This is a genomic window from Pedobacter deserti (assembly GCF_024436415.1).
GTDB lineage: Bacteria > Bacteroidota > Bacteroidia > Sphingobacteriales > Sphingobacteriaceae > Pedobacter > Pedobacter faecalis.
The window spans coordinates 1,857,417-1,882,103 of the sequence record NZ_JAFMZQ010000001.1 but is presented as its reverse complement, the minus strand read 5'-3'; the positions used below and the strand labels follow the sequence as shown (position 1 = coordinate 1,882,103).

Here is a 24,687-nt window from a genome sequence, read left to right as displayed (position 1 = left end):
TTTTTCAGCTTTGACACATCAAAAAACAACACATTAAATGAAAAAAATTGCACTTGCACTTTGTATGGCGGGTTTAAGTTTTTCACTTTCTGCCCAGCAGGCAGAGAAAAAAACTGCGGGAAACCCGGTATTTCCAGGATGGTATGCTGACCCTGAGGCGGCTATCTTTGGAAAACAATATTGGATCTACCCCACCTACTCGGCCCGCTACGAGGAACAGATCTTTATGGATGCTTACAGCTCTAAGGATCTGGTAAATTGGACTAAACACCCGAGAATTCTGGAAAAGGAAAACATAAAATGGGCCAACAAAGCCATGTGGGCGCCATCGATCACTAAAAAAGGCAGCAAATATTACCTCTTTTTTGGGGCAAACGACATTCAGAACAATAAGGAGCTGGGTGGTATCGGCGTAGCGGTGTCTAACAAACCAAATGGTCCGTTTAAGGACCATATCGGCAAACCGCTGATCGATGCTTTTCATAATGGCGCGCAGCCTATAGACCAGTATGTTTTTAAAGATAAGGATGGTCAGTATTACCTGTATTACGGCGGTTGGAGACACTGCAACGTAGTGAAGTTGAGCAAAGACTTTAAGAGCATTGTGCCGTTCCCTGACGGAACAATGTATAAAGAGATTACGCCAAAAGGCTATGTAGAAGGTCCGTTTATGTTTATCCGCGACGGAAAATACTACTTCATGTGGTCGGAAGGCGGCTGGACAGGACCTGATTATTCTGTGGCTTATGCGATTGCCGATTCGCCGTTCGGGCCTTTTAACCGCGTGGATAAAATCTTAAAGCAAGACCCTGCTATTGCCACAGGTGCTGGTCACCACTCGGTGATACAACATCCTAAGACTAAAGATTATTATATCGTTTATCACCGCAGACCGCTTGGCGAAACCAATGGTAATCATCGTGTTACTTGTATAGATAAAATGGAATTTGACGAAAACGGACTGATTAAACCGGTGAAGATCACCTTTGAGGGGGTTACGGCTAATCCGCTTTAACAATGCAACACGAAGGCGCCCATAACTTAGACGATGCGACACTTCTGCTTCAGCTAAGTGAGGGGGACAAGCATGCCTTCGACATATTGTACAACAGGTACTGGAAACAGGTTTTCAATGCGGCATACAAGCGCCTGAATGATATAGAGAAAGCGCAGGACATTGCTCAGGATGTATTTGTGCAGCTATGGATCAGAGCTTCGGCTTCGCCTATTGAAAACCTGTCTTCGTATCTGCATGTGGCTGCGCGAAACGGAGTGTTTAAACATTTCGAAAAGCAGTCGAGGTTGAAAATCGTGCCGGAAGAAGCAGGCGAAACGGCCGACCCGGTCTACAGCGACGGACTGATTATGCACAAGCAATTCCTTGAGGAGTTCCGTCTTTTGGTAGAGCGCCTGCCCGCACAGCAGCGCACCATTTTTAAAATGCGGTTCGAAGATGACCTTTCGAGCCTGCAAATCGCAGAACAATTACAGATATCTCCTAAAACAGTAAGAAACCAGCTAGGAAAAGCACTCGCAACGCTTCGTTCTTCTCTGTTTCTGGTCTTTTTCGTGCATTTTTTACGCTGATTTTTACTGGCAACCCAACAATTGAAAAAATATTTGCGATTGGCGTGGGCTATTCTCAAAAAAACGACTCTTTATAAGATATAGGGCATAATGAAAGATATTAACAAGCAGCATTTTCAGGACATGCTGGAAAGATACCGGCAAAACACCGCTAACAAAGCGGAAGTTGAGTTCCTCGAGCGCTATTATGAAGCGTTTGAGGAGGGGGCCGACCTGATTAACGACCACAACGAGTCGTCTTATGCCTTTGTACGCAACGAGATTAAGTCGACCGCCGACAAGCGCATCGCTGCCCTGCAATCTAAAGGACGTGTAAAACGTTTGTGGCTGGGCGGTGTTGCCGCAGCCGTTGCGGTGGCTATCGCGGTGTCTGTTTCCGCTTATTTTTTCGCGGATAAAAGCTCGGAAGATCTGATTGCGCAGGTGGACGAACTTGCCCTGCCTGGTGGCAATAAGGCTACTTTAACCTTGGCCAACGGCGCGCAGGTAGTGCTTACAGAGGCCGCCAATGGGGAGATTGCCCGGCAGGCTGGCATCAGCATTACGAAAACGGCCGACGGCAAGATCATTTATACCGTAGCGAAGGCTGGTGCGGATGCTGAAATGGATGAGGCAACTGCTCAACTTAAGAATACCATTACCACCCCCAACGGTGGTGAATATACGGTTGTGTTGCCCGACGGAACGATGGTGAAGCTCAACGCGGCAAGTTCCCTGGTCTTTCCGACGGCATTTCAGGGCGATGAAAGAATGGTTGAACTCAGTGGTGAAGCCTACTTTGAGGTTGCTAAAAACAGACAGATGCCTTTTCGTATCAAGTCGGGTATGCAGACGGTAGAGGTGCTGGGTACGCACTTCAACATCAGTGCGTACGATAACGAGGAAACTATGAAAACCACACTGGCTGAGGGTTCTGTAAAGGTTTCTTCAGGCAGTTATGAGAGCATCATTGTACCGGGACAGCAAACATTAGTGAACAGACAGGTAGCGGGACCGGTTAAGAAACAGGCTGTAAACCTGGATAAGGAACTGGCATGGACCAACAATCAGTTTGTTTTTGAAGATGATGATATCCGCTCGGTGATGCGTAAGATTTCGCGCTGGTACAATATTGATATACGCTATGAAGGCGATCTTTCTGACAACACATTTTCGGGCGGTATATTCCGCAGTATGAGGTTGTCGGAAGTACTCAAAATCCTTAAGCTTCAAGGCTTTGATTTTGATGTGCGCGGCCGGGAAATCACCATCCGGTATAAAGCAGAGGATAATAATGACAATAATTAATCATACCCACCTAAACCAACTAACGGATTATTTACCAACTAAACCAGGAGAATGAAAAGACAGCTACTAAACACCTAGAACCACAATTCAGACTAAAAAAGCCGAAGGTATCTCACCACCCTCGGCCCTAAAAGAGGTCGGCAGCCGGAAGTAGAAGGCCGGGCTGCTATTTATTAACCTAATTCTTATTCAAAAGTATGAAATTAACTTTTCTTTACAACCCTGTATCCCGGATACAGCGGGTAAAGTATAAAATCTTAATAGCGATGAAGTTAACTGCTATTTTGTTACTACTCGGCACCATGCACCTGTCGGCCGCCGTATACTCGCAGAACGTAACCCTTTCAAGGCGCAACGCCACGTTGGAGAGTTTGTTTAACGATGTAAAAAAGCAAACAGGTTATCTTTTCTTTTATAACGGTAAAATTAATACCAAGAACCGCCTGCTTAATGTGGAGCTAAAGAATGTTCCGCTTGAGGAGGCTTTACAGGCTTTCCTTGACAAACAGGACCTGACCTATAAGATCGTGGACCGCACCATCGTGATCATGAACGAGGCGCAGACAATGAACCAATCGCTCATGGACCAGATCAATGCCCGTAGACTGGAGATTACAGGTAAGGTACTTGATGGTGATACGCAAGAGGGTATGCCGGGGGTGAATATTAACCTGAAAGGATCAAAAACGGTGTTAGGCCAAACGAATGCTAAAGGCGAGTTTAAGATTAATGCACAACCTGGCGATATCATTGTTTTTACTTACGTAGGTTTTAAACCTTTTGAGGTAAAAATTGCGGACAACAAGCCGTTGACGATAACAATGGAGCCCCAGGTAAATACCATGCAAAATGTGGTGGTAACAGGCTATCAGACGATTAAAAAGGACAGCTATACCGGTAATGCCGTAGTAGTTTCGGGTACCGACCTGAAAAGAAGCAATCCGCAAAATGTATTGAAGGCTTTGCAGACTTTTGACCCCTCTTTCAGACTGCTCGACAATAACCTGGCGGGTTCTGACCCGAACGCTATGCCAAGGATCAATGTGCGTGGTGCTACTGCGCTTCCTGCAATTCCCGGCAACAAAGAAGACCTGGTAAATCGTGAGAACCTGGCTGCGCAGTTTAACCTGCCTGCTTTCATTTTAGATGGTTTTGAGGTGTCGCTTCAAAAGGTGGTCGACCTGGATATTAACCGCATTGAGTCGGTTACCCTCCTCAAAGACGCGGCTGCTACTGCGGTTTATGGTTCGCGTGCAGCGAACGGTGTTATGGTAATTACCACAAAAGCACCAGTGGCGGGAAAATTGCAGCTTGCGTATAACGCTGAACTACAATTTACAGCGCCTGACCTTACGGGATATGATATTCTCAATGCTCAAGAGAAAATCGCTTACGAGCAAATGGCTGGCTTATATGGCGGTCGCGGCGATTTAGGGGACGAATCAAGTGAGGAGCGTGATGCACAGCTATTTACTCGGTTAAGAAACGTAGCCAGCGGAGTTAATACCTATTGGCTATCGCAACCATTGCGCAACGCTTACGGACAGAAACATACGCTTAACGCCCAAGGTGGCGATCAGAGTTTCCGCTACGGGATTGACCTGAGGTATCAAACCATGCCTGGTGTTATGAAAGGTGCTACGAGGGACCGTTATAGCGGGGGTATGAACTTTACATATAACCCTTCCTCCAGGCTCGTTTTTCGCAATGACCTTTCCGTAAACCAGACAAAAGGTGTTAATTCAAATTATGGTGACTTCGCGACCTATGCGCTGATGAATCCCTACTTTCCGAAAACGGACGAGCTGGGCCGGACTATACAGGAACTTGCGAACTGGAGAATTAATACCTTCCGGAACCAAGATAATCAGTATGTTAACCGTTATGTATTTAACCCATTGCATGAAGCAAGTTTGAGCAATTTCAGCAAGGACAATTACTTTGAACTGATCGATGCTTTCTCTGCTGATTATCGTTTGTCTGAAAGCTTCCGCATTAAGGCGCTAATCAGTTTAAACAACACGATTTCCAAATTCGATCAATTCATCTCGCCAAACAGCCGTGAGTTTTATGATTATACAACCGACAGGTTAAACAGCCGCGGTACTTATGATTACCAGAATACGAATTACCTAGGCTTGGATGGTAACATGACCATCAGTTACAACAAACAGGTGAAAGACCATTTCTTTAACCTGGTACTTGGGGCAAACGTACTATCATCAAGGTCTGACTTTAAAGGCTTCTCCGCTCAGGGATTTTCTAACGACCGCTTTACGAACGTCGGTTTTGCCCGTATTTACCGAGAAAATCAAAACCCTGATGGAAACGTGATCATTAGCAGAACGGCCGGTGCCTTCTTTTCAGGAAACTATTCGTTTAAAAACAAATATCTGATGGATGCCTCGTTCAGGATGGACGGATCATCTGCGTTTGGGGCCGACAAGCGTTTTGCGCCTTTCTATGCGATCGGTTTAGGCTGGAACATCCACAATGAAGACTTCCTTAAAGGTTCATCTATCATCAGCCAGATGCGTCTAAAAACCAGCACCGGGGTGATCGGATCTATTGGCTTCCCGGCTTATCAATCACGCTCTATTTACACTTACTACAGCAACAACTGGTATTCCACCGGTATTGGCGCTTCTATGCTGGGTTATGGAAACAGCAACCTGGCCTGGCAAAAGACCAAAACATACGATGTGGGTATGGACATCGGACTGTTGAGCGATCGCTTTGTAGTGTCGCCAAGATACTATTACAAGCTTACTGAAGGCCTGATCACAGACATCAACCTGGCGCCATCGACTGGCTTCACCACTTACAAGGAAAACCTTGGTGATATGAACAACAAGGGCTATGAGGTTTACCTGAAAGCGAATGTATATACTGGTCCGAGTTTCAACGTTAACGTAACCGGTAACATTGCGCACAACACCAATACGCTTGTTAAACTATCGAACTCACTGAAGGCTTTTAACAGTCAGATTGATGATATACAGAATGATCCGGACAACCAGTTATATGCTATGCCTCTTCTTCGCTATGCAGAGGGACAGTCGCTAAATACGATATACGCTGTTAAGTCGATGGGCATAGATCCGGAAAATGGCAGGGAGATTTATGTGAAGCGTGACGGTTCGCTAACTTACGACTATGATATTCGTGATATGCAGCCTTCGGGCGACAGTACGCCGGATGCAGAAGGTAACCTTAGCGGTATGTTTGGTTACAAAGGTTTCTTGCTGAGCCTGAACTTCTGGTACCGTTTTGGCGGACAAATGTACAACCAGACTTTGGTTGACCGCATTGAAAATGCAGACCCTCGTTTTAACGTAGACCGCAGGGCTATGGAGCTGAGGTGGACTAAACCTGGCGACCAGGCATTGTATAAAAATATCCAGGACCTGTCGCTTACACGCACAAGTTCGCGGTTTATTCAGAAAGAGAACCTGATCGACCTTCAGTCCGTTTATATGTCTTACGACTTTAAACGTGACTTTATTCGCAAAGCCGGCTTCCAGTCGCTGCGTACGGCCATTACCATGAATGATATCTTCCGGGCTTCATCTATTCAGATTGAGCGCGGTATTAATTCGCCATTTGCGAGAAGTGTCACCTTTTCTATGCAGGCAACATTTTAATTTAAGAAAGACATGAAAAACCTATTATACTCAATAATCGTCCTGCTTGCATTTTCATCCTGCAAGAAGTTTCTTGATGTACAGCCTGAATCGGATGTATCTAAGGAGGACTTGTTTACTACAGAAGATGGCTTTAAAGAAGCACTGAATGGGGTATATAATCTTGCCTCAGAGATGTCATTATATGGAGGAAACCTTACGTTCAGTAACCACGACATCATGGCACAGAACTATGATTTTACTGATATTAATTATCGTAAGGTAGCTTCCTTCCAGTTTAACGACCCTTTTTTGATCGGTAAGAACGATCAGATCTGGGCTTCCATGTATAAGGCTATTGGTAACTGCAATGCTATTCTGGAAGTGGTGGACAGCAAAAGAGATATTCTGTTTAACGGCAACTATGAGATCGTTAAAGGAGAAGCATTGACGTTGCGTGCATATCTGCATTTCGACCTCCTGCGTATGTTTGCCCCCTCTTACGCCAGTCAGCCCAACGCACAGGCGATTCCTTATGTAACCGTCGTTTCTATTAAAAGCACGCCTTTTTCTACAGTAACTCAGGTGCTCGACAAGATTATTGCAGACCTTACAGAAGCGAAGGAATTGCTAAGAACTGCTGATCCTATCCGTTCGGCGGCTTATGTCGTAGGCTATCCGAATAAGACCTATCCTCAAACTTTCCCGGAAGCCAAAAAGTCGACCGAGCAGCAGAGCGGTTCACTGTTTTTACAGAACAGAAGACACCGAATGAATTATTTTACCGTTTGCGGTGAGCTGGCGCGGGTGCATCTTTATAAAGGAAACCACGCAGAAGCTTTAAGCAATGCACAGGAGGTGATCGATTCGAAAAAATTCCCCTGGACGCTGCAGTCGGACTTTTTTAGCGCAGACGTAGAGCAGAGAGACAGGATTTTTTATCCTGAGCTGATCTCGGCCTGGTATATCAATTACAACGACCAGATGGATCATGTAAACGACCTTTTCTCGAATAACGACGCTTTATATACGCCTAGCATTACACAAAAGAACATCATCTTTGAAGAAGGTGGTTCTGGTACTGTAGGTGCCTATGACTGGCGCTTGAGGCAGTGGTTTGTGGATGTGTCAGATAACAACTCTGCCGACAAAGCATTCCTTCAAAAATATCGCTGGAATGGCTTCCCTCAAAACAATATGCATCCGTTGGTGGCCCCTGCAATGCGTCTGTCAGAGATGTATTACATCGCTGCCGAAGCGAGCTTCGACGCCGATCCTGTTAAAGCAACGGCTTATATTGATACCGTTCGTGCCCACAGGGGTATTGGTAGCTTCCTTCCAAAAACGATTGCCAAGTCGGATTTTATAAGCGAAATCGTGAAAGACGCCAGAAAGGAATTTTACGGGGAGAGTCAGATTTTTTATATGCACAAACGTCTTAAAAGAGATATCATTAACCCGAACGGGATGATCTACCCGGCTACCGATAGAATATTTGTATTTCCTATACCGGTTGACGAGCTGGCTTACCGAAACTAAACTGAAACCAACATGAAAAAATATATCCATCTTATTCTTTTGCTGAGCACTGTGCTGTTTGCCTGCAAAAAAAACGATATCTATGACTATCAAAGTGAAACAGACAATATCTACCTGAACTTTCTTGATGGCGATAACAACCTGGATACCAGCTCCATCACCTATTCTTTCGCTGAAAGCTCGGGCCTGGCAAGTGATACCATTTGGGTACCTGTAGCCGTCTCCGGTAAACGTGTATCCAGGGAAAGAAAGTTTACGCTGGTCGTCGTAGATACCATGACTACAGCTCAGGCTACCTTGCATTACGAACCGCTAAAACCCTTCTATACAATACCGGCGGATTCAGGTAAAGTTTTGGTTCCTGTAATCATAAAAAATATCGATCCGGAACTTGCGAATAAGTCGGTAACCCTGGGAATACGCGTGGTTGGGAGCAGTGACTTTAACGAGTCTTTGCCCGCTCCTATCCGTTCCAAAAAAATCCTCTACTCCAATCGCCTTGAGCAACCGTCGTGGTGGGTATTATGGCAAGGTAATCTAGGGCCATACAGCCGTACCTCGCACAGGCTGTTCCTGATATCGGGCGGACAGGATTTGGTAGATACAAGGGAACCTGAAGCCTATATGGAAATTCCGAGGACGCTTTATTACCTGGATAACGTACGCAACTTTACCCGCGATCCATTTGCATGGGTAGGCCGTTTCCCAGAGAAGGGATATGTGCTGACGAAAAGAACAGATGGCACGGAAGATTATGATTTTTACAATGTAGATGCGCCATTGATCAAGCTTCATCTGAAGTTCTTCCCGCAGGTAAATGGCTACTTCTTCATCAATGAGAACGGGAATCAAATCATATTCAATTAATGAGAACGATCATGAAAATAAAATTCACATATATACTGGCTTGCCTCGCCATTCTTTATACATCCTGTAAAAAGGATTTGGGCAACTACACCTACAACCCACCTTCATCCCCGGTCGTAGAAAACATTGAGGGCGAAAATATCTCTGCCCTGATTGGTGATTCATTGATCATTAAGCCCGAGGTAAGTCTTGACGGGGCGGACCCTATGAAAGACCTCAATTTTGAATGGCGGATTATGCTTTTGGAAGAACTTCGGGAGCTTAGCTACACCGGATATCCGTTCAAAATGCTGTTCAACCTCGGAACGGGTCCCCGCGCGGCTACACTAGTCGTTACAGATAAAAGAAACGGGTTGATTTACAAATACAAGTTCACGATCACTGGCATCACACAATTCTCTGCCGGTACCATTGTTTTGAGCAGCGAGGGTGGTACGGCTAAACTATCGTTTGTAAAGCCTGACAACACCGTACTGGCTAATATTTATGAGAATCTGCAGGAGCGGTCACTTCCGAAAAACCCAGTTCAGTTGTATTATTCGAAGCCTCTTCCATACCAGTTATTGAGCAAAGAAGAGTATTGGGTTTTATGTAATGATCCGGCAAACGGCAGTGTTATTGTAAACCCTAGTACCTTTCTTTGGAAAGATAACTTTAAGTCGCAGTTCTTCCTCCCGCCGTCTACCATAGTGCCCGGGCGACTGGAAACGTTTCAGGGAACGATTTCCCAGGGCGTTCTGAACGGCAAGTTATATATAGGCGTACAGTCGACCGCCCCTTTTGCTCCAGACTACGGTAAGTTCTCCAACGAGCAGAAAGGCGACTACAATCTGTCTCCATTTTTTACCCATACGGGGGCGTTCTACTTCGGATATGATACGCAAGCAAAAGCTTTCGTGTATTTCGACGGGGGTGGTAACTATAATGGGACCAACTACGAGCCTGGGACCGCTGCTACACCTCCCTTCAACCCGAAAAACACGGGTCTATCGAACCTGGTTTACTTAAAAGCAAGCATATCCGGCACGACCTACGCCTTCTTCAGGGAAGCCGATGGCAATACCTACGAGCTGACGTTTGATAATCAACTGACGGCTGGTACCAAACGTATTATCGCCCAGCAAAAGCGCGTCTTTAAAGGCTCGGCGCAGGTACAGGCAGATTCTAAGTGGATACGGAGCAGCATCAATATCTTTTATTTCTCATCTAACGATAAGATCTACCGCTACAATCCGATCAACGAAGACCTGAGGGTACTGGAGGCAGATTTTGGCGGCAAAAAAGTTTCGATGCTTAAGATAAGTGGCGACGATAATACGCTGACTGTTGGTGTGGAAGGCGCTATGCATACGCTCGACGTGTCTGTAGGTAAGAACGGCAACATTACCAAATCGATCAACGGAATTCCCGGCGCACCGGTTGACTTCTTAACCAGAACTAATTAAAATCAATGAAACTGAAAGTTTTAATACTTGCAGCCCTGGCCCCTGTTGCGGCGGCTGCACAAGCGCCCAATTTTACCATCACCGGTAAAATTGGGAACTTAAACAAACCGGCTAAGATCTATCTGGACTATGGTTCGGACGGGGAAGGTAAGCAGGATTCCTGCGAGCTGGTGAACGGTACGTTTAAGTTTACCGGTTATATTGCAAACATCGCCTCCGGGCGTATGACCCTTTCGCGCGAGGGTATCCGCGATAAGGAGGTTTATGGCAGTGGTGGCTTGGGTGATGTGATCTATCCAAGCTTTGGGAAAGAAAAGATTCATATCACTTCGGCTGATTCACTGTACAATGCCAAATGGACTGGCTCGAAAGTGTACGAGGAGTCGCTGGCTTTTATCAAAGCTGTTGGCCCGCCGGTGATGACCATCCACCACAATGCTAACGTGGCACTGAGCCGCGCTACGCCTGAGCAGAAAAAGGATACTTTGTTTTTTAAGGCGCTGGATAAGAAGGTGAATGAAATGCAGGCTTCAAGGCGGACAAAGATCGTCGAGTTTGCACGTAAGAACCCGAACTCTTATTTCGCTATGCACAGTCTCTCGGAAGCCAGTTATAGCACCAAACCTGAGGTGATCCTTGAGGTTTTTAATAAGATGAGCGAGAAGCTCAGGCTGTCGTACGATGGTCAGACCCTCTACAAATTAATGACTGCCGATAAGGTGACTGCTTTGGGTGCTACCGCACCTAACTTTACCCAGAAGGACGTAGATGGCAAGCCGGTGTCTTTGTCGGACTACAGGGGTAAATACGTGCTTGTGGAATTCTGGGCAAGCTGGTGTTCTCCATGTCGCGCAGAAAGCCCTAACCTGATTAAGCAGTACGCCGCCTACAAGGACAAGGGGTTTGAGATACTGGGTGTTTCGGTAGACAGCGACAAAGCAAAGTGGGTAGAAGCGATCAAAAAGGATGGGCTGACCTGGACTCAGGTGTCTGACCTGAAAGGTTGGGAAAGTGAAGCGAGAAAAGTTTACGGTATTTCTGGTGTACCGGCCAACTTTCTGGTAGATCCTCAGGGCAAGATTGTTGGTGCTCACCTGGTAGGCGAAAAACTGAACAAGAAACTGGAAGAGTTGTTTACCAATTAATTTAAGTATTACGGTAACGTTTCTCAATAAAACAAAACCTCCGGCTATCTACCGGAGGTTTTTTTATGCTTTGAATTTAGAAAGCTAATTCCAGATGCCGTTGGCCGCAGTAAGGATGGTAGGCATACCGTCGGTTACGATAATGGTATGCTCGTGCTGGGCTACAAAGCCGCCCTTATTGCCCAGAAGGGTCCAGCCGTCCGACTGCTGCTCGGCAATAGTAGATGCGGTAGAGATGAAGGTTTCTACGGCTACGACGCTGTTCTTTCTGAAACGTCCGGTAACGTAGCGGTCATAATAATTGAGGATATCGTGCGGCTCTTCATGCAGACTACGGCCCACCCCATGTCCGGCCAGATTCTTAATAACCGTATAACCCCGCTTGCGGGCCTCGGTTTCAATCAGCTTGCCTATATCAGCAATTTTAACACCACCCTTGATCTGGGAGATGGCTTTCTGAAGTATTGTTTTAGAGGCATCCACCAGGGGCAAGTAATTGTTGATGTCCTCGCCCAATACGAATGATCCGCCATTGTCCGACCAGAATCCGTTGAGTTCGGCGGAGACATCTATGTTGATGAGATCGCCCTCCCGGAGTATTTTATCGGCTACGGGAATGCCATGAGCTACCACGTTATTTACACTGATGCAGGTCCAGCCCGGGAAATCGTAGGTTAGTCGCGGTGCCGACTTAGCGCCAAGCTTGTTGAGTATTTCGCCGCCAAAGTCGTCCAATTCCTTAGTACTCATGCCGGGCGCTGCGTGTTCACGCATCAGTTTCAGCGTATGCGCAACGGCTTCGCTGATCTCCTGCATACCCTTCAGTTCCTCTTCTGTTGATATAGACATATGATATTTTTTGCAAAGATACGATTTGCGTATTGAAGCAAATTTGTGATTCCCGTCACATTTTTATGGAATGCATGTCATTTAGCCCCTTAGGCTTTCTCCGCATTTTTGATGCAGATATTACCAGGGCATGGACAACAGTATACCGACCTCTGTTGAGGCAACAAAAACGGCAGCACAATGTTTTCATTGCGGCGAAACGCTGAGCGCAAAAACTTACCGGCTGGCCGACAAAACCTTTTGCTGTGAAGGATGCAGGATGGTGTACGAAATATTATCAGCCAACAACCTGGGCAACTATTATGCATATAACGACCGGCCCGGCTCAACGCGGATTAAACCCGTGGCGAACTTTGACTATCTGGACGTAGAGCAGGTGATTTCGGAACTGGTCGACTACCGCGATGAGCGGATCAGCATTATTACGCTTTACATTCCGGCTATACACTGCAGTTCCTGCATCTGGTTGCTCGAACACCTGTACCAGCTTGACGGAGGCATTGTAAAGTCGAGAATAGATTTCCTCAAGAAGACGGTCAGTATCACCTTCCGGAACGAAAACACTTCCTTGAAAAAGGTGGTAGAAATGCTGGCGACTATTGGCTATGAACCGCTGATCAGTCTGCAGGACATGGTAAAGGAAAAGCAGGCCGACCGCTCTGAACGGCGGTTGGTGACTAAAATAGCTGTGGCCGGGTTTTGCTTTGGTAACGTGATGCTGCTGAGTTTCCCGGATTACTTTGGGATGGCTGCGTTTGAGCGGGAGTATGCGAACTTCTTTGGCTGGCTTAACCTGGGCTTTTCATTGCCCGTGGTGCTTTTCAGCGGGCGCGACTACTTCAGTTCGGCATGGACCAACCTCAGGGCCAAACGGCTTAACCTTGATTTCCCGCTTGCGCTGGGCATCGCGGTAATGTTTATCCGTTCCATCTATGAGATTGTACTGCAAACCGGGGCCGGCTTTGTGGATACGCTATGTGGACTGGTCTTCTTCCTCCTGGTAGGAAGATGGATGCAGCAACGGACTTTTCATCATATCTCCTTTGAAAGGGACTACCGCTCCTATTTTCCGGTTGCCGTTACGACCTTAAACGAAGGTGTAGAATTATCGAAACCTTTGGCAGCGTTAAAGACAGGCGACCGCATTATGGTGCGAAGCATGGAGATCATTCCTGCTGATGCGATGCTGCTGAAAGGCGACGCGCAGGTGGATTTCAGTTTTGTAACAGGTGAATCAGAACCGGTAAGTAAAGTGCTCGGTGAAGTGATTTACGCAGGCGGAAGGCAGTTATCGGGCTCAATCGAACTGGAGGTGATCAAGCCGGTATCTCAAAGCTACCTAACCCAGCTCTGGAATAACGATGCTTTTGTGAAGACACGTGAGGGCATCCGGACATTCAGCGATACGGCAAGCAAATATTTTAGTGTGGTACTGCTCCTTGTTGCCTTTGGCTCTGCAGGCTTCTGGATATATTTTGGGGAGCCGGACAAGGCGCTTGCTGCATTTACGGCAGTGCTTATTATTGCCTGCCCTTGTGCGCTAGCGCTGAGTTCGCCTTTCACACTGGCAGCAGCGATCAGCATATTCGACAAGAACGGATTCTACCTCAAAAACACGGCTGTGGTAGAGGAACTGGCACGGATAGACACATTTGTATTCGACAAGACCGGTACAATTACCAGTCCCGATGCGGCTTCGCTGTCGTTCAGCGGACAGCTAAGCCCCTTGCAGCAGCAGATGGTGTGCGACCTGGCCCGTAACTCCGGCCACCCCCTAAGCAGGGAACTTACACGCCATTTAAATAAAGAAGCATTATATAATGCGGATCATTATACGGAAAAAATCGGCAGAGGTATCAGTGGAACGATCAATGGAAATCATGTAAAATTGGGAAGTTCTGCATTCCTTGGTCTTCCACTGAAAAACTCTCCGGCCGGCAGCAGCATCCATGTGATGATTAATGATGAATATCTGGGCCAGTTTACCATCAGACAGCAGTGGCGCCCTGGATTCAAAAGTCTGGTGCAGAACCTGGGCCGCTGGGCAGATCTACATTTGTTGTCGGGCGACAAAAGCCATGAAAAGAGCAGTCTGGTACCTTTTTTTGAAAGTGCGTCTAAACTACACTTCGATCAGAGTCCGCAAGACAAACTGGATTACATCGCTGCCTTGCAGGACAAAGGAAAAAAGGTGCTGATGTTTGGCGATGGACTAAACGATTCGGGTGCGCTGAAACAGAGTGATCTGGGCATAGCGGTAACCGACAACATCAACAACTTTAGTCCGGGTTGCGACGCAGTGCTCGACGGGGCTTCTTTTGAAAAAATACCTGCCTTTGTACAGCAGGCGAAAGACGCGGTCAAGGTGATCCATATGTCCTTCGCCATTTCGTTGGCCTATAATGTCGCAGGACTTTCGTTCGCAGTGCAAGGTACGCTCTCTCCGCTGATTGCGGCTATCCTGATGCCTGTGAGCACGGTAACGATTATCATATTTACTACGCTGTCTGTAAGAGCCTTTGCACGCAAAAACGCTTTGTTATGAGTATTCTCTACTTCCTTATCGGCTGCAGCATACTGCTGGCGCTGATTTTTCTGATCGCTTTTTTCTGGGCCAGCAAAACTGGTCAGCACGACGATACGTACACCCCTGCCCTGCGCATGCTGTTTGACGACGAACCGGCCGATAAGCCGGCTCCGGAAAAAGGTGATGAAGATCACGTTTAACACAAATAAGAGTCACGCAGCAGGCACACCAGCCATCCTAATTTTACCATCACAAACCATTCAGAATTTTAACATGACTGAAAAATTTTACTACGACAACAAGATCGTGAGAGACTTTGCCATCGCCACCATAGTGTGGGGAATTATCGGCATGACTGTGGGGTTGCTTATAGCATTGCAGCTCGTTAAGCCCGAACTCAATATGGGATCGCAGTACACTACCTTCGGACGGATAAGGCCGCTGCATACAAACGCGGTGATCTTCGCCTTTGTGGGGAACGCCATTTTTATGGGGGTATATTATTCGCTTCAGCGCTTGCTTAAAGCGCGGATGTTTAGTGATGTGCTCAGCAAGATTCACTTTTGGGGATGGCAGCTTATTATTGTATCTGCTGTAATTACCCTTCCGCTCGGTCTGAGTTCTTCGCACGAATATGCGGAACTGGAATGGCCTATAGATATCGCCATTACGCTGATCTGGGTGGCTTTTGGTATAAACATGTTCGGGACGATCATCAAACGCCGGGAGCAGCATATGTATGTGGCCATATGGTTTTACATCGCTACCTTCGTTACGGTTGCTGTTCTTCATATTGTCAATTCGTTCCAGTTGCCCATCTCAGCGTTCAAAAGCTATTACCTTTTTTCAGGGGTACAGGATGCGCTGGTGCAATGGTGGTACGGGCACAACGCAGTAGCTTTTTTCCTGACTACACCATACCTGGGTATGATGTATTATTTCTTGCCTAAAATGGCCAACAGGCCTGTGTACTCCTACAAACTGAGTATCCTGCACTTCTGGTCGCTCATTTTCATTTACATCTGGGCTGGTCCGCACCACCTGCTGTATACTTCGCTCCCATCCTGGGCGCAATCGCTCGGCGTGGCCTTTTCTATCATGCTTATTGCACCAAGCTGGGGTGGTATGATCAATGGTTTGCTTACGCTTCGCGGCGCATGGGATAAGGTAAGGGAAGATGCCACGCTGAAGTTTATGGTGGTGGGATTAACAGCATACGGCATGGCTACGTTTGAAGGCCCTATGCTTTCGTTGAAGCAGATCAACGCCATTGCCCACTTTACCGACTGGATTGTGGCCCACGTACACGTAGGCGCACTTGGATGGAACGGTTTCCTGACCTTCGGTATCCTGTACTGGCTGATACCAAGAATTTACAGAACGCAGCTGTACTCTAAGAAGCTGGCTTCTTTCCACTTCTGGATAGGTACGCTGGGAATTATATTTTACGCAGTGCCGCTGTACTTTGCGGGCTTTACCCAAGGCCTGATGTGGAAAGAATTTACCGAGGAAGGTATGCTGAGATATCCGAACTTCCTGGAGACTGTACTGCAGATCATCCCAATGTATATCCTCAGGGCTGTGGGCGGTGTCCTTTACCTGACCGGTGTTATTGTGATGACCTACAACCTGATCAAAACGGTGAAGGCTGGTAAACTGGTGGAAAATGAAGCTGCTGAAGCGCTTCCGCTTCCGGAGAAATACGAGCCGGTGGGCAGCGACCGCAAACCACATCGCTTGTTGGAACGTAAGCCTATGGTATTCCTGGTGCTGTCGCTGGTCGTGATCCTGATTGGCGGTATGATAGAGATGGTTCCGACGTTTACGATCAATTCCAATGTGGCCACCATCAGCAGTGTAAAACCATATTCACCGCTGGAACTCCAGGGTCGCGACCTGTATATCAAAGAAGGTTGTGTGAACTGCCATACGCAAATGATCCGCCCGTTCCGCTCGGAGACGGAACGTTACGGAGAATACAGCAAGGCCGGGGAGTTTGTCTATGATCACCCTTTCCTTTGGGGATCTAAACGCACAGGGCCCGATCTGGCCAGGGAAGGCGGCAAGTATTCGAATGCTTGGCACTATAATCACCTTGTAGACCCTCAAACCATGTCGCCAGGCAGCATTATGCCGCCATACGAATGGCTGGCAGAACAGCAACTGGACACCACGAACACCAGGTCCAAGATCAGTGCAATGAGAACCTTAGGCGTGCCGTACGAGGGGGGATACGAATCGAAGGCGAATGCTGAACTGGACAAGCAGGCGCAGAATATTGCGGCGGATCTGAAAGCGAATAAGATCGATGTAAAAAGCGACCGTGAGATCATTGCGATCATGGCATACCTGCAGCGGTTGGGAACTGATATTAAAGCCAAATAACTCAAATACAAGCACATGTTTAAGCAGTTTTTATCACAGGCAGACGGTCACCAGGCATACCTGATCACCTCATTGGCCATATTCTTTGTCTTCTTTGTCCTGGTAGCTATCCTGCTGCTGGTGATGAAGAAAGACACGATCAAATACATGAGTGAATTACCTATTAATGAAGGAGAAGAGTTATGATGACAGATATTTTTATCAGCATACTGCTGGTTACAGCGCTGATTCTGCTTATCGTGGCCATACTCCTGCTGAAGGTGGTCCGCGTGTATGTACAGGAGTCGCTTAACCCCTCGCCTTATATTTCTGCGGAAGAGCGGGAAAAACTTGACCTGCAAACCGCAGCGGAGCCCAAGCCTGAGGCTATTAAAGAGAAGCTGTCGATATGGTCAAAGATCATGGGCTTAAAGCCTTTGTCTGCCGAGAAAGACCTGGTGATGGAGCATAAGTTTGACGGCATTGAGGAATTGGACAACCCAACACCTGCATGGTTTATGGTGTTGTTTTACGGAACAATCTGCTTCGCAATTGTGTACATGCTCAGCTATCATGTATTTGAGTGGGGACCCTTGCAGGAGGAGGAGTATGTGATCGAGCTTAAGAAAGCCGAAGAGGAAAAGGCGGCATTGCTGCTGAAACCCGGCAATGCTGCGAATAAAATTAATGAAAATAATGTAGAGCAGTTGACAGACCCTGCGGCAATCCAAGCTGGTGCAGCAATATTTAAAACCGCTTGTGCCTCCTGCCATGGCGAGCATGCAGAAGGCCTGGTGGGGCCTAACCTGACCGACGAATACTGGCTGCACGGCGGAAGCATAAAGGACATCTTCAAGACCATTAAGTATGGCGTGCCCGACAAGGGGATGATTGCCTGGGAGAAGACCATGCGGCCAAAGCAGATCGCCGAAATAGCCAGCTATATTCTGTCCCTGCAGGGAACTAATCCGGCTGGTGCCAAAGCGCCGCAAGGCGAAAAGATGTAATGATGCAGCAAAAACGGATATATCCGAAGATCATAAAAGGGGCACTCTACAGATACCGCTCTGCACTGAGCTATCTGTTCCTGCTCCTTTTATTTGCCGCGCCTTTTATTACGCTGAACGGCGAACAGCTGGTCCTGCTCAATGTACTGGAGCGCAAGTTTGTCTTCTTCGGCATTATCTTCTGGCCGCAGGACTTCTATCTGTTTGTATTGGCCCTGCTCAGTTTTATTGTATTTATCGTCCTCTTTACCACTGTGTTTGGCCGCGTATTCTGCGGCTGGATTTGTCCGCAGACCATCTTCCTGGAAATGGTATACCGCAAGATCGAAAACTGGATAGGGGGCGACCATATAAAGCAACAGAAGCTGGACAATGCGCCCATGAGCACGAAGAAGTTCCTGAAGAAGGCCGCCAAGCATGGGATCTTCTTTGGGATCGCTTTTCTGATCTCAAACATCTTCCTCGCGTACATTATCGGCTCCGCACAGTTGCTGCGCATTATCACAGAGCCTGTGCACATGCATATCAGCGGTTTTATTGCCATATGGATCTTTGCCTTCGTCTTTTACCTGGTCTTTTCGAGAGTAAGGGAACTGGTATGCACGGTGGTGTGCCCGTATGGGCGACTTCAAAGTGTGCTGCTCGACGATCAGAGTATTGTAGTAGCCTATGACTACCAGCGCGGTGAGCCGCGCGGAAAATTGCGCCGGCATGAGGAAAAACCTTTGGGCGACTGCATTGACTGTAAACTTTGTGTGCAGGTTTGTCCGACGGGGATTGATATCCGCAATGGTACTCAACTGGAGTGTGTAAACTGTACGGCCTGTATAGATGCCTGCAATATGGTGATGGACAAGATAGATCGTCCGCGCCAGCTCATAGGCTTCAAATCGGAGGCTCAGATAAGGGACCGGACGGGATTCAGGCTGAGCAGGAAAATCTATGTATACGGCGTGCTTCTGGTTGGGCTTATTGGCTTGCTTACCACCCTGCTCGTTGGTCGGTCTGACGTGGAAACGACGATACTCCGCGCCAGTGGCACCTTGTATCAGCTAAGGGAACCGGATTCGGTAAGTAACCTCTACACGGCAGAGATGGTTAATAAGACGAGTCGCCCTGTTGGTTTTAGTATTGTGGCTCTGAAGCCATATATGCGTATACAGTATGTGCAGAAGCCTGATACCATAGGCTATGGCGGCAGTACTAAAGCGACCTTTTTTGTGGTGATGCCGACGAGCGAAGTAAAAAAATACAAAACGCAGATTGGATTTGAACTGAGGAGCGATACAACGGTGCTGGATCGCTTTAAGACAACGTTTATTGCACCGGTTAACGATTAATGCCTATGAACTGGGGAAGTAAAATAATCATCGGGATGGCACTCTTTATGTCTTTCATTATCCTGCTTGGAATAATGATGGTGAGAAGCACACCAGATCCGCTGGTAGACGAGGACTACTACGAAAAGGGCCTGAATTACGATCAGGAACTAAGGGTAAAACAGCATCGTCTGGACAGTATTCGCGCGCAGGGAGGAACCGCTAATGAGCAGTGACAGGCTTGCTTTTTTCATTGGCCTTCTCGGCTCGCTGCACTGCATATGTATGTGCGGCCCGCTGGCCTTTGCAGTACCGGTTGGCCGTCCTGGCTGGATCTACCTGGTTCTGAATAAGCTCATCTACCAGTTTGGACGAATCATCTCCTATTGCGTGCTCGGTGTACTGGCTGGCTTGCTTGGACAACAGCTATGGGCATCCGGCCTTCAACAGGGACTGAGTATTTTGACCGGTCTGCTGATTATTCTCGCTGCTTTATCACGCTTGTGGAAGCGCCGTGTATCGGCTGGCCCGGCGGGGAGGCTGACCAGGTCTTTTCAAAAAGCATTTAACTATGCATTCAGGCATAAAGCAAACCACTTGATCATCGGTATCATCAATGGTTTTTTGCCCTGTGGCTTTGTTTACCTCGCCCTGGCCGGGGCGATTAATACTCCGGACGTTAAGACGGCAGTATTGTATATGTTCTGGTTCGGGGTGGGTACTGTACCGCTCATGCTGGGGGCGACTGTCGCTGCTGGCTTTACAGGTCAAGCCCTACGCCATAAAATAACAAAAACCATCCCCTATATGATGCTGGTGCTCGGGGTATGGTTTGTGTTGAGGGGATTGGAGCTTAATATTCCTTATGTAAGTCCGCCCCCCGCCGCAGAAACTGCGGTTTGTAAATAATCCTTAATCGGCCATGCTAAACAACTGCGTTTGCGGCTGCTTTTCCCAGAGGCGGGCATCGAAAGCCATACAGATATTTCTCAGGAAACGCTTTCCGATCGGGGTAACACCGAGATGATTGGGCCGAAGATGTACCAGTCCGTCTGCCGCCAACTCATGCATTCGGAGTATTCCAGCCTCAAAGTCAGCATTCATGAGCTCTGCCAGGCTCCAACTGGTTTGTCCCTGACACATGATATTTAAGATGTGCCGGCGAATGAGCAGATCGGAGGCCGAAAGCAGGTGACCCTTGCTGAGCGGAAGTTTGTCCGCTGTGATCAGGGCCAGATATTCTTCTACGCTTTTTACGTTCTGCGCAAATGCAGACCAGCAATCGCTGATGGAAGAAACGCCAAGTCCGATCATCACCTTCCCATTTAATTCGGTATATCCCATAAAGTTGCGGTGCAGCTTACCGGTAAGACCTGCCTGATAAAGTGTGTCTGACTCGAGTGTAAAATGATCCATGCCGATCTCAACGTAACCTGCATGGCTTAGCTGAAGCCGACCGCTTTCATAAAGGGCTTTTTTTAGTTCGGCCGATGGCAGGTGCGCTTCTGTGTAGCGGCGTTGACCGGGCTTAACCCAGGGCACGTGGGCGTAACTGTAAAACGCGATACGGTCGGGCCTAAGCCTGATCACCTGATCAATGGTAGACTGAAGCCCGTCGAGGGTCTGAAGCGGCAAGCCGTAGATCAGATCGTAATTGACCGAATCAAAGCCGATCTCCCGGGCCAGGCGGGTGACTTTTTCTACATCTTCGTACGACTGTATGCGATTGATAATAAGCTGTACTTTAGGATCGAAATCCTGTATACCTAGGCTTAAGCGCCGGAAACCTAATGCATATAAGGTTCGCAGATGTTCCTCGGTAGTATTGTTTGGATGCCCTTCAATGCTGAATGCTGCATCACCAGACGTTTCCGCATCTTTAAGGATGCCCTCGATCAGCAGGCGAAGATTCTCGGCGCTAAAGAAAGTAGGCGTGCCACCGCCCAGGTGGATATCTTTGATCACCGGCTTTACATCGAGCTGAGCGAGGTAGAGTTGCCACTCCTTCAATACCGCAGCAATATAAGGTAACTCTACACCATGGTTCTTTGTAATGCGTGTATTGCAGCCGCAATAGGTGCAAAGGCTCTCACAGAACGGTAGATGGAGATAGAGGCTTATTTCGCCATCGGCATCACTTACGGCCTCACTAAGCCGGCCAATCCAGGCAGAATCACTGAACTCGGTTTCATCCCAGTAAGGTACAGTTGGGTAACTTGTGTACCTTGGCGCTGCAACACGGTATTTTTCCGTAAGTGTATCAATGTTCATGGCTGCTGTGTTTTGTGGCCACGGCGTTGTGCATCTGGTCGCAGGAGCGGGAGCAAATACAGGCATCGCCTAAGCATCTTTTCCCCTGCCACTTGTCGAGGTTATTGATCGTCTCCGTTGCCAGGGCCATAGACAGCTCGCTTTCGGCCAGACCGCTGATAGCCATCAGCGGTACGCTGGCGATCTTAATATTCCGAAGGGCTGCTGCAGCCTGATCGATATGATGGCTGTTGGCCGACCGCGTAGCGATATATTTAACACCCAGATCGGCAAGCTGGTTGATAACCCCCGCCGAGACATCATCGTCGGTGTATACCACAACAGCGTCCTTGCCCTCTGCGTAAAAAACCGTGTCTGCAGACAGGGAATTGGATATCAGGGTGATTTCATGTTTTTTTCGGTTGGCGATCGCAAGGGGTTCCTTTTCCGCCGATTTTATGCTGTAAGCTACAACTCTCATGCCTTCTAAGTTTTAAACTCAAAAGTAGGCGTGGAGGTGTGCCTAAATAATGAGGGCGGTCATTAGCAGAAAGTGATCTTGATCAGTTTTTCATCCCAGCCAGTTTCTGGCGGTTCAGGATAACAATTGATCCGGCTTTGCGCTCTATAAGTCCCTCCTCCTTGAAATCACTAAGTATACGACTTACTGTTTCGGTAGCCATACCTGCCATTGCAGCGAGGTTATCTCGTGAGATACTTATTGCAGGCGGCTCCTGCGCACCGGGTTTAACGAGACGAAGAAGGGCTTCCGACATCCTTTTACGGACGGAATGGTAGGCCAGCTGCAAAAGCTGCTCTTCCTTATTGAGCACATTGCTAGCCAGCAACCTGATAAACTGGCTGGCAACATCAGGGAATTTTACAAACAATTCTTCGAGATGCGCCCTTGGCAGCAGGCAGATGGAGGTATCTTCGGTTGCCTCCGCGGTATCCCGGTAGGTGTCGCTGGCCAGCAAGGCCGCTACGCCGAAGTATTCGTCGGGCCCATACATGCCTGTAAGCAGTTCACGGCCATCTTCGGCAATCTTGACCGTCTTTACGTTCCCGGAAACAACAAGGTAAATGCCGTTTGCCGTATCGTCTTCATAGTAGATGACCTGCTTCTTCTTAATATGCCTTATTTTGCGTCCTGAAATCAGTTTGTTCAGTTCTTCGTTGCCTTTATTGCTGTTGAGCAGGGCATTGAGCTTGTCGAGCGACTGGCTGTACATCTTCTTCTGATTGTCTGACTTGTTGAGCCTTGCTTCTATGGCGTTGAAAAGCTCCACTTCATCGAATGGCTTGGTCAGATAGTCGTCGGCCCCCATCTCCATGCCCTTACGCATATCGATGCGCTCGGTTTTTGCGGTAAGGAAGATAAAAGGGATTACGGAGGTTGCCGGGTTTTTGCCGAGCAGGTGCAGTACGCCGTAACCGTCGAGTTCCGGCATCATAATATCGCATAAGATCAGGTCGGGCAAGTGCTTTATAGCCATATCTACGCCAATGCGACCGTTTTCTGCGGTAATCGTTTCGTAATTGGCTAGTCCGAGAATTTCTGCGGTTCCCTCGCGGATATCCTCATTGTCTTCTATGATTAAAATGACTTTTTGTTTCATCCTGTTACCTGTTAAATAAAAGCATAAATTTAGCGCCTTTGTTTAGCTCGCTTTCAAATTGCAGCTCCCCGTTCATCAGGTGAGCGTAGCGGCGCACGATGTTCAACCCGAGCCCGGTACCGGGAATATTACCGGTGTTGTTTGCCCGGAAAAAGGGCTGAAACAGATTTTTTTGGTCGGCCTCGGGGATGCCAATGCCGTTATCGCGTATCATGACCATGCATTGCGTTGGTGTGATCTCGGTATTAAATTCGATGAAGGTGTGCTCTCCCGAATACTTTATAGCGTTAGAAATCAGGTTGATCATACAGTTCCTGAGCAGGTTCTGATCCAGGTTTACCATACTCTCGAGCCCTGTATGCTGATAAATAATATTCTGGTTTGCCTTGGCGATCATTTGCATTTCCTCGGTTACTTCCTCAGAGAGCTTCACGATGTCGAAAGGTGTAAACGCCGGCTCTACCTTTCCGGCTTCAAGCCGCTCAAGCGAAAGGAAGTCGTTCAGGATGGTGGTAAGATTGCCCACCGCATTTTTTATTTTGTTTACGTGCTTGGTAATATGTTCGTTCTGAAAGGGCTGTGCGTATTTCTCTATAAGTACAGAAGAAAGCTGTACGGAGCTTAATGGTGTGCGGAACTCGTGCGAAGCCATAGACACAAACCGGCTCTTCATTTGGTTGAGTTCCTTCTCCTTTTCGAGCGAGAGACTCACTTCTTCCTTGGCCTCGCTTAGTGCGTGTACCATTTTTTTGAGTGATTTGGTGCGCTCGTCGACAAGCTGCTCAAGTTCGGCAGCGTATTCCTTAAGTTTCAGCTCAGCCTCTTTTTCTTTAGAGAGATCATGTATAAAACCAGTATAAATGACCCGGTCGTCATACTGGACTTCGCTGACCGCCAACCTGAAAGGAAATGTACTTCCGTCTTTTCTAAGCCCCAGGACTTCCCTTCCCTTTCCTATAATGCGCTTTTCGCCTGTGCGCTGATAACGATCAATGTAGCCATCGTGGCTGCTCTTATCCGGCTCAGGCATTAAAATAGAAATATTTCTGCCCTGTACTTCTTCCAGGCTATAACCAAAAAGCCTTTGGGCAGCGGGGTTCAAACTCTCTATCATTCCACGGTTGTCGATTGTAATAATGCCATCGATAGCCGTTTCTATTATCGCTTTTAAAAGTTTAGCACTTTCCATAGTCTCAGTAGCCATATTACAAAAATATGCGGAGTCTATCCGCTCCGGATGATTGCTGTCACGCCCAAAG

The 24,687-nt window shown here is 47.7% G+C and carries 21 protein-coding genes; 16 read left to right on the top strand and 5 right to left on the bottom strand.

Translation table 11 applies throughout. From position 1 onward, the window contains the following. Positions 1-37: 37 nt before the first annotated feature. The 8 genes from J3P40_RS08530 to J3P40_RS08495 all read left to right on the top strand — a co-directional run bounded on the left by J3P40_RS08530 (position 38) and on the right by J3P40_RS08495 (position 11,493). Positions 38-1,015 (top strand): glycoside hydrolase family 43 protein, encoded by a 978-nt coding sequence (locus J3P40_RS08530; RefSeq protein WP_256004652.1) that lies wholly within the window; start codon positions 38-40, stop codon positions 1,013-1,015. Between the two features lie 2 nt (positions 1,016-1,017). Next, a complete protein-coding gene (locus tag J3P40_RS08525) occupies positions 1,018-1,587 on the top strand; it encodes an RNA polymerase sigma factor (RefSeq protein WP_256004649.1) in 570 nt (189 codons plus the stop codon). A gap of 90 nt (positions 1,588-1,677) precedes the next feature. After that, positions 1,678-2,874 (top strand): FecR family protein, encoded by a 1,197-nt coding sequence (locus tag J3P40_RS08520; RefSeq protein WP_256004646.1) that lies wholly within the window; start codon positions 1,678-1,680, stop codon positions 2,872-2,874. A 197-nt stretch (positions 2,875-3,071) separates the two neighbouring features. Beyond that, a complete protein-coding gene (locus J3P40_RS08515; RefSeq protein ID WP_256004643.1) occupies positions 3,072-6,518 on the top strand; it encodes a SusC/RagA family TonB-linked outer membrane protein in 3,447 nt (1,148 codons plus the stop codon). A 12-nt stretch (positions 6,519-6,530) separates the two neighbouring features. Then, positions 6,531-8,036: a RagB/SusD family nutrient uptake outer membrane protein gene (locus tag J3P40_RS08510; RefSeq protein WP_256004640.1), complete on the top strand. Its 1,506-nt coding sequence runs from the start codon at positions 6,531-6,533 to the stop codon at positions 8,034-8,036. A 12-nt stretch (positions 8,037-8,048) separates the two neighbouring features. Further along, entirely contained in the window at positions 8,049-8,903 is an 855-nt protein-coding gene (locus J3P40_RS08505) for a DUF4843 domain-containing protein (protein ID WP_256004637.1), read from the top strand. Between the two features lie 11 nt (positions 8,904-8,914). Beyond that, on the top strand, positions 8,915-10,348 hold the full coding sequence (locus tag J3P40_RS08500; RefSeq protein ID WP_256004635.1) for a PKD-like family lipoprotein: 1,434 nt from the start codon (positions 8,915-8,917) through the stop codon (positions 10,346-10,348). Between the two features lie 5 nt (positions 10,349-10,353). Next, positions 10,354-11,493, top strand: a complete 1,140-nt coding sequence (locus J3P40_RS08495; RefSeq protein WP_256004633.1) for a TlpA disulfide reductase family protein — start codon at positions 10,354-10,356, stop codon at positions 11,491-11,493. 84 nt (positions 11,494-11,577) lie between these two features. Here the strand turns inward: J3P40_RS08495 and map are convergent, their stop codons facing one another. After that, positions 11,578-12,342 carry a type I methionyl aminopeptidase gene (map, locus tag J3P40_RS08490; protein WP_256004631.1) on the bottom strand — a complete coding sequence of 255 codons (765 nt, stop codon included), beginning with the start codon at positions 12,340-12,342 and terminating at the stop codon, positions 11,578-11,580. 130 nt (positions 12,343-12,472) lie between these two features. Here map and J3P40_RS08485 point away from each other — a divergent pair, with 130 nt between their 5' ends. The 8 genes from J3P40_RS08485 (at position 12,473) to J3P40_RS08450 (ending at position 20,468) form a co-directional block, all read left to right on the top strand. Continuing rightward, the gene (locus J3P40_RS08485) at positions 12,473-14,887 is read left to right on the top strand and encodes a heavy metal translocating P-type ATPase (protein WP_256004629.1); all 2,415 of its coding nucleotides are present in this window, start codon (positions 12,473-12,475) and stop codon (positions 14,885-14,887) included. Then, entirely contained in the window at positions 14,884-15,069 is a 186-nt protein-coding gene (ccoS, locus tag J3P40_RS08480) for a cbb3-type cytochrome oxidase assembly protein CcoS (RefSeq protein WP_256004627.1), read from the top strand. The genes J3P40_RS08485 and ccoS overlap by 4 nt, the downstream gene beginning before the upstream one ends. 73 nt (positions 15,070-15,142) lie before the next feature. Continuing rightward, positions 15,143-17,254 (top strand): cytochrome-c oxidase, cbb3-type subunit I, encoded by a 2,112-nt coding sequence (gene ccoN / locus J3P40_RS08475; protein ID WP_256004625.1) that lies wholly within the window; start codon positions 15,143-15,145, stop codon positions 17,252-17,254. 15 nt (positions 17,255-17,269) lie between these two features. Continuing rightward, entirely contained in the window at positions 17,270-17,440 is a 171-nt protein-coding gene (locus tag J3P40_RS08470) for a hypothetical protein (protein ID WP_256004623.1), read from the top strand. Next, positions 17,437-18,240 (top strand): cbb3-type cytochrome c oxidase N-terminal domain-containing protein, encoded by an 804-nt coding sequence (locus J3P40_RS08465; protein WP_256004621.1) that lies wholly within the window; start codon positions 17,437-17,439, stop codon positions 18,238-18,240. Before J3P40_RS08470 ends, J3P40_RS08465 begins: the two co-directional genes overlap by 4 nt. Then, positions 18,240-19,580, top strand: coding sequence for a cytochrome c oxidase accessory protein CcoG (gene ccoG / locus J3P40_RS08460; RefSeq protein ID WP_256004619.1), 1,341 nt, complete (start codon positions 18,240-18,242; stop codon positions 19,578-19,580). Before J3P40_RS08465 ends, ccoG begins: the two co-directional genes overlap by 1 nt. 5 nt (positions 19,581-19,585) lie before the next feature. Then, positions 19,586-19,795 (top strand): FixH family protein, encoded by a 210-nt coding sequence (locus tag J3P40_RS08455; protein WP_256004617.1) that lies wholly within the window; start codon positions 19,586-19,588, stop codon positions 19,793-19,795. Beyond that, positions 19,785-20,468 (top strand): sulfite exporter TauE/SafE family protein, encoded by a 684-nt coding sequence (locus tag J3P40_RS08450; protein ID WP_256004616.1) that lies wholly within the window; start codon positions 19,785-19,787, stop codon positions 20,466-20,468. The genes J3P40_RS08455 and J3P40_RS08450 overlap by 11 nt, the downstream gene beginning before the upstream one ends. A gap of 3 nt (positions 20,469-20,471) precedes the next feature. On the opposite strand, the gene hemN is transcribed toward J3P40_RS08450, so the two are convergent. From hemN to J3P40_RS08430, 4 genes are all read right to left on the bottom strand, one after another. Continuing rightward, positions 20,472-21,830, bottom strand: coding sequence for an oxygen-independent coproporphyrinogen III oxidase (hemN, locus tag J3P40_RS08445; protein ID WP_256004614.1), 1,359 nt, complete (start codon positions 21,828-21,830; stop codon positions 20,472-20,474). After that, on the bottom strand, positions 21,820-22,290 hold the full coding sequence (locus J3P40_RS08440; protein WP_256004612.1) for a Rossmann-fold NAD(P)-binding domain-containing protein: 471 nt from the start codon (positions 22,288-22,290) through the stop codon (positions 21,820-21,822). The genes hemN and J3P40_RS08440 overlap by 11 nt, the downstream gene beginning before the upstream one ends. 82 nt (positions 22,291-22,372) lie before the next feature. Further along, positions 22,373-23,428, bottom strand: a complete 1,056-nt coding sequence (locus J3P40_RS08435; protein WP_256004610.1) for a response regulator — start codon at positions 23,426-23,428, stop codon at positions 22,373-22,375. A gap of 4 nt (positions 23,429-23,432) precedes the next feature. Continuing rightward, on the bottom strand, positions 23,433-24,617 hold the full coding sequence (locus J3P40_RS08430; RefSeq protein WP_256007064.1) for a PAS domain-containing sensor histidine kinase: 1,185 nt from the start codon (positions 24,615-24,617) through the stop codon (positions 23,433-23,435). Between the last annotated feature and the right edge of the window lie 70 nt (positions 24,618-24,687).

What these genes read in the sequence shown, in the direction of transcription:
- J3P40_RS08520 (WP_256004646.1), top strand. Translation starts at nt 1,678, where the DNA reads ATGAAAGATATTAACAAGCAGCATTTTCAGGACATGCTGGAAAGATAC.
- J3P40_RS08495 (WP_256004633.1), top strand. Translation starts at nt 10,354, where the DNA reads ATGAAACTGAAAGTTTTAATACTTGCAGCCCTGGCCCCTGTTGCGGCG.
- map (WP_256004631.1), bottom strand. Translation starts at nt 12,342, where the DNA reads ATGTCTATATCAACAGAAGAGGAACTGAAGGGTATGCAGGAGATCAGC.
- J3P40_RS08450 (WP_256004616.1), top strand. Translation starts at nt 19,785, where the DNA reads ATGAGCAGTGACAGGCTTGCTTTTTTCATTGGCCTTCTCGGCTCGCTG.
- ccoS (WP_256004627.1), top strand. Translation starts at nt 14,884, where the DNA reads ATGAGTATTCTCTACTTCCTTATCGGCTGCAGCATACTGCTGGCGCTG.
- ccoN (WP_256004625.1), top strand. Translation starts at nt 15,143, where the DNA reads ATGACTGAAAAATTTTACTACGACAACAAGATCGTGAGAGACTTTGCC.
- hemN (WP_256004614.1), bottom strand. Translation starts at nt 21,830, where the DNA reads ATGAACATTGATACACTTACGGAAAAATACCGTGTTGCAGCGCCAAGG.
- J3P40_RS08485 (WP_256004629.1), top strand. Translation starts at nt 12,473, where the DNA reads ATGGACAACAGTATACCGACCTCTGTTGAGGCAACAAAAACGGCAGCA.
- J3P40_RS08435 (WP_256004610.1), bottom strand. Translation starts at nt 23,428, where the DNA reads ATGAAACAAAAAGTCATTTTAATCATAGAAGACAATGAGGATATCCGC.
- J3P40_RS08515 (WP_256004643.1), top strand. Translation starts at nt 3,072, where the DNA reads ATGAAATTAACTTTTCTTTACAACCCTGTATCCCGGATACAGCGGGTA.
- J3P40_RS08430 (WP_256007064.1), bottom strand. Translation starts at nt 24,617, where the DNA reads ATGGAAAGTGCTAAACTTTTAAAAGCGATAATAGAAACGGCTATCGAT.
- J3P40_RS08440 (WP_256004612.1), bottom strand. Translation starts at nt 22,290, where the DNA reads ATGAGAGTTGTAGCTTACAGCATAAAATCGGCGGAAAAGGAACCCCTT.
- J3P40_RS08455 (WP_256004617.1), top strand. Translation starts at nt 19,586, where the DNA reads ATGAACTGGGGAAGTAAAATAATCATCGGGATGGCACTCTTTATGTCT.
- J3P40_RS08505 (WP_256004637.1), top strand. Translation starts at nt 8,049, where the DNA reads ATGAAAAAATATATCCATCTTATTCTTTTGCTGAGCACTGTGCTGTTT.
- J3P40_RS08525 (WP_256004649.1), top strand. Translation starts at nt 1,018, where the DNA reads ATGCAACACGAAGGCGCCCATAACTTAGACGATGCGACACTTCTGCTT.
- ccoG (WP_256004619.1), top strand. Translation starts at nt 18,240, where the DNA reads ATGATGCAGCAAAAACGGATATATCCGAAGATCATAAAAGGGGCACTC.
- J3P40_RS08470 (WP_256004623.1), top strand. Translation starts at nt 17,270, where the DNA reads ATGTTTAAGCAGTTTTTATCACAGGCAGACGGTCACCAGGCATACCTG.
- J3P40_RS08530 (WP_256004652.1), top strand. Translation starts at nt 38, where the DNA reads ATGAAAAAAATTGCACTTGCACTTTGTATGGCGGGTTTAAGTTTTTCA.
- J3P40_RS08510 (WP_256004640.1), top strand. Translation starts at nt 6,531, where the DNA reads ATGAAAAACCTATTATACTCAATAATCGTCCTGCTTGCATTTTCATCC.
- J3P40_RS08465 (WP_256004621.1), top strand. Translation starts at nt 17,437, where the DNA reads ATGATGACAGATATTTTTATCAGCATACTGCTGGTTACAGCGCTGATT.
- J3P40_RS08500 (WP_256004635.1), top strand. Translation starts at nt 8,915, where the DNA reads ATGAAAATAAAATTCACATATATACTGGCTTGCCTCGCCATTCTTTAT.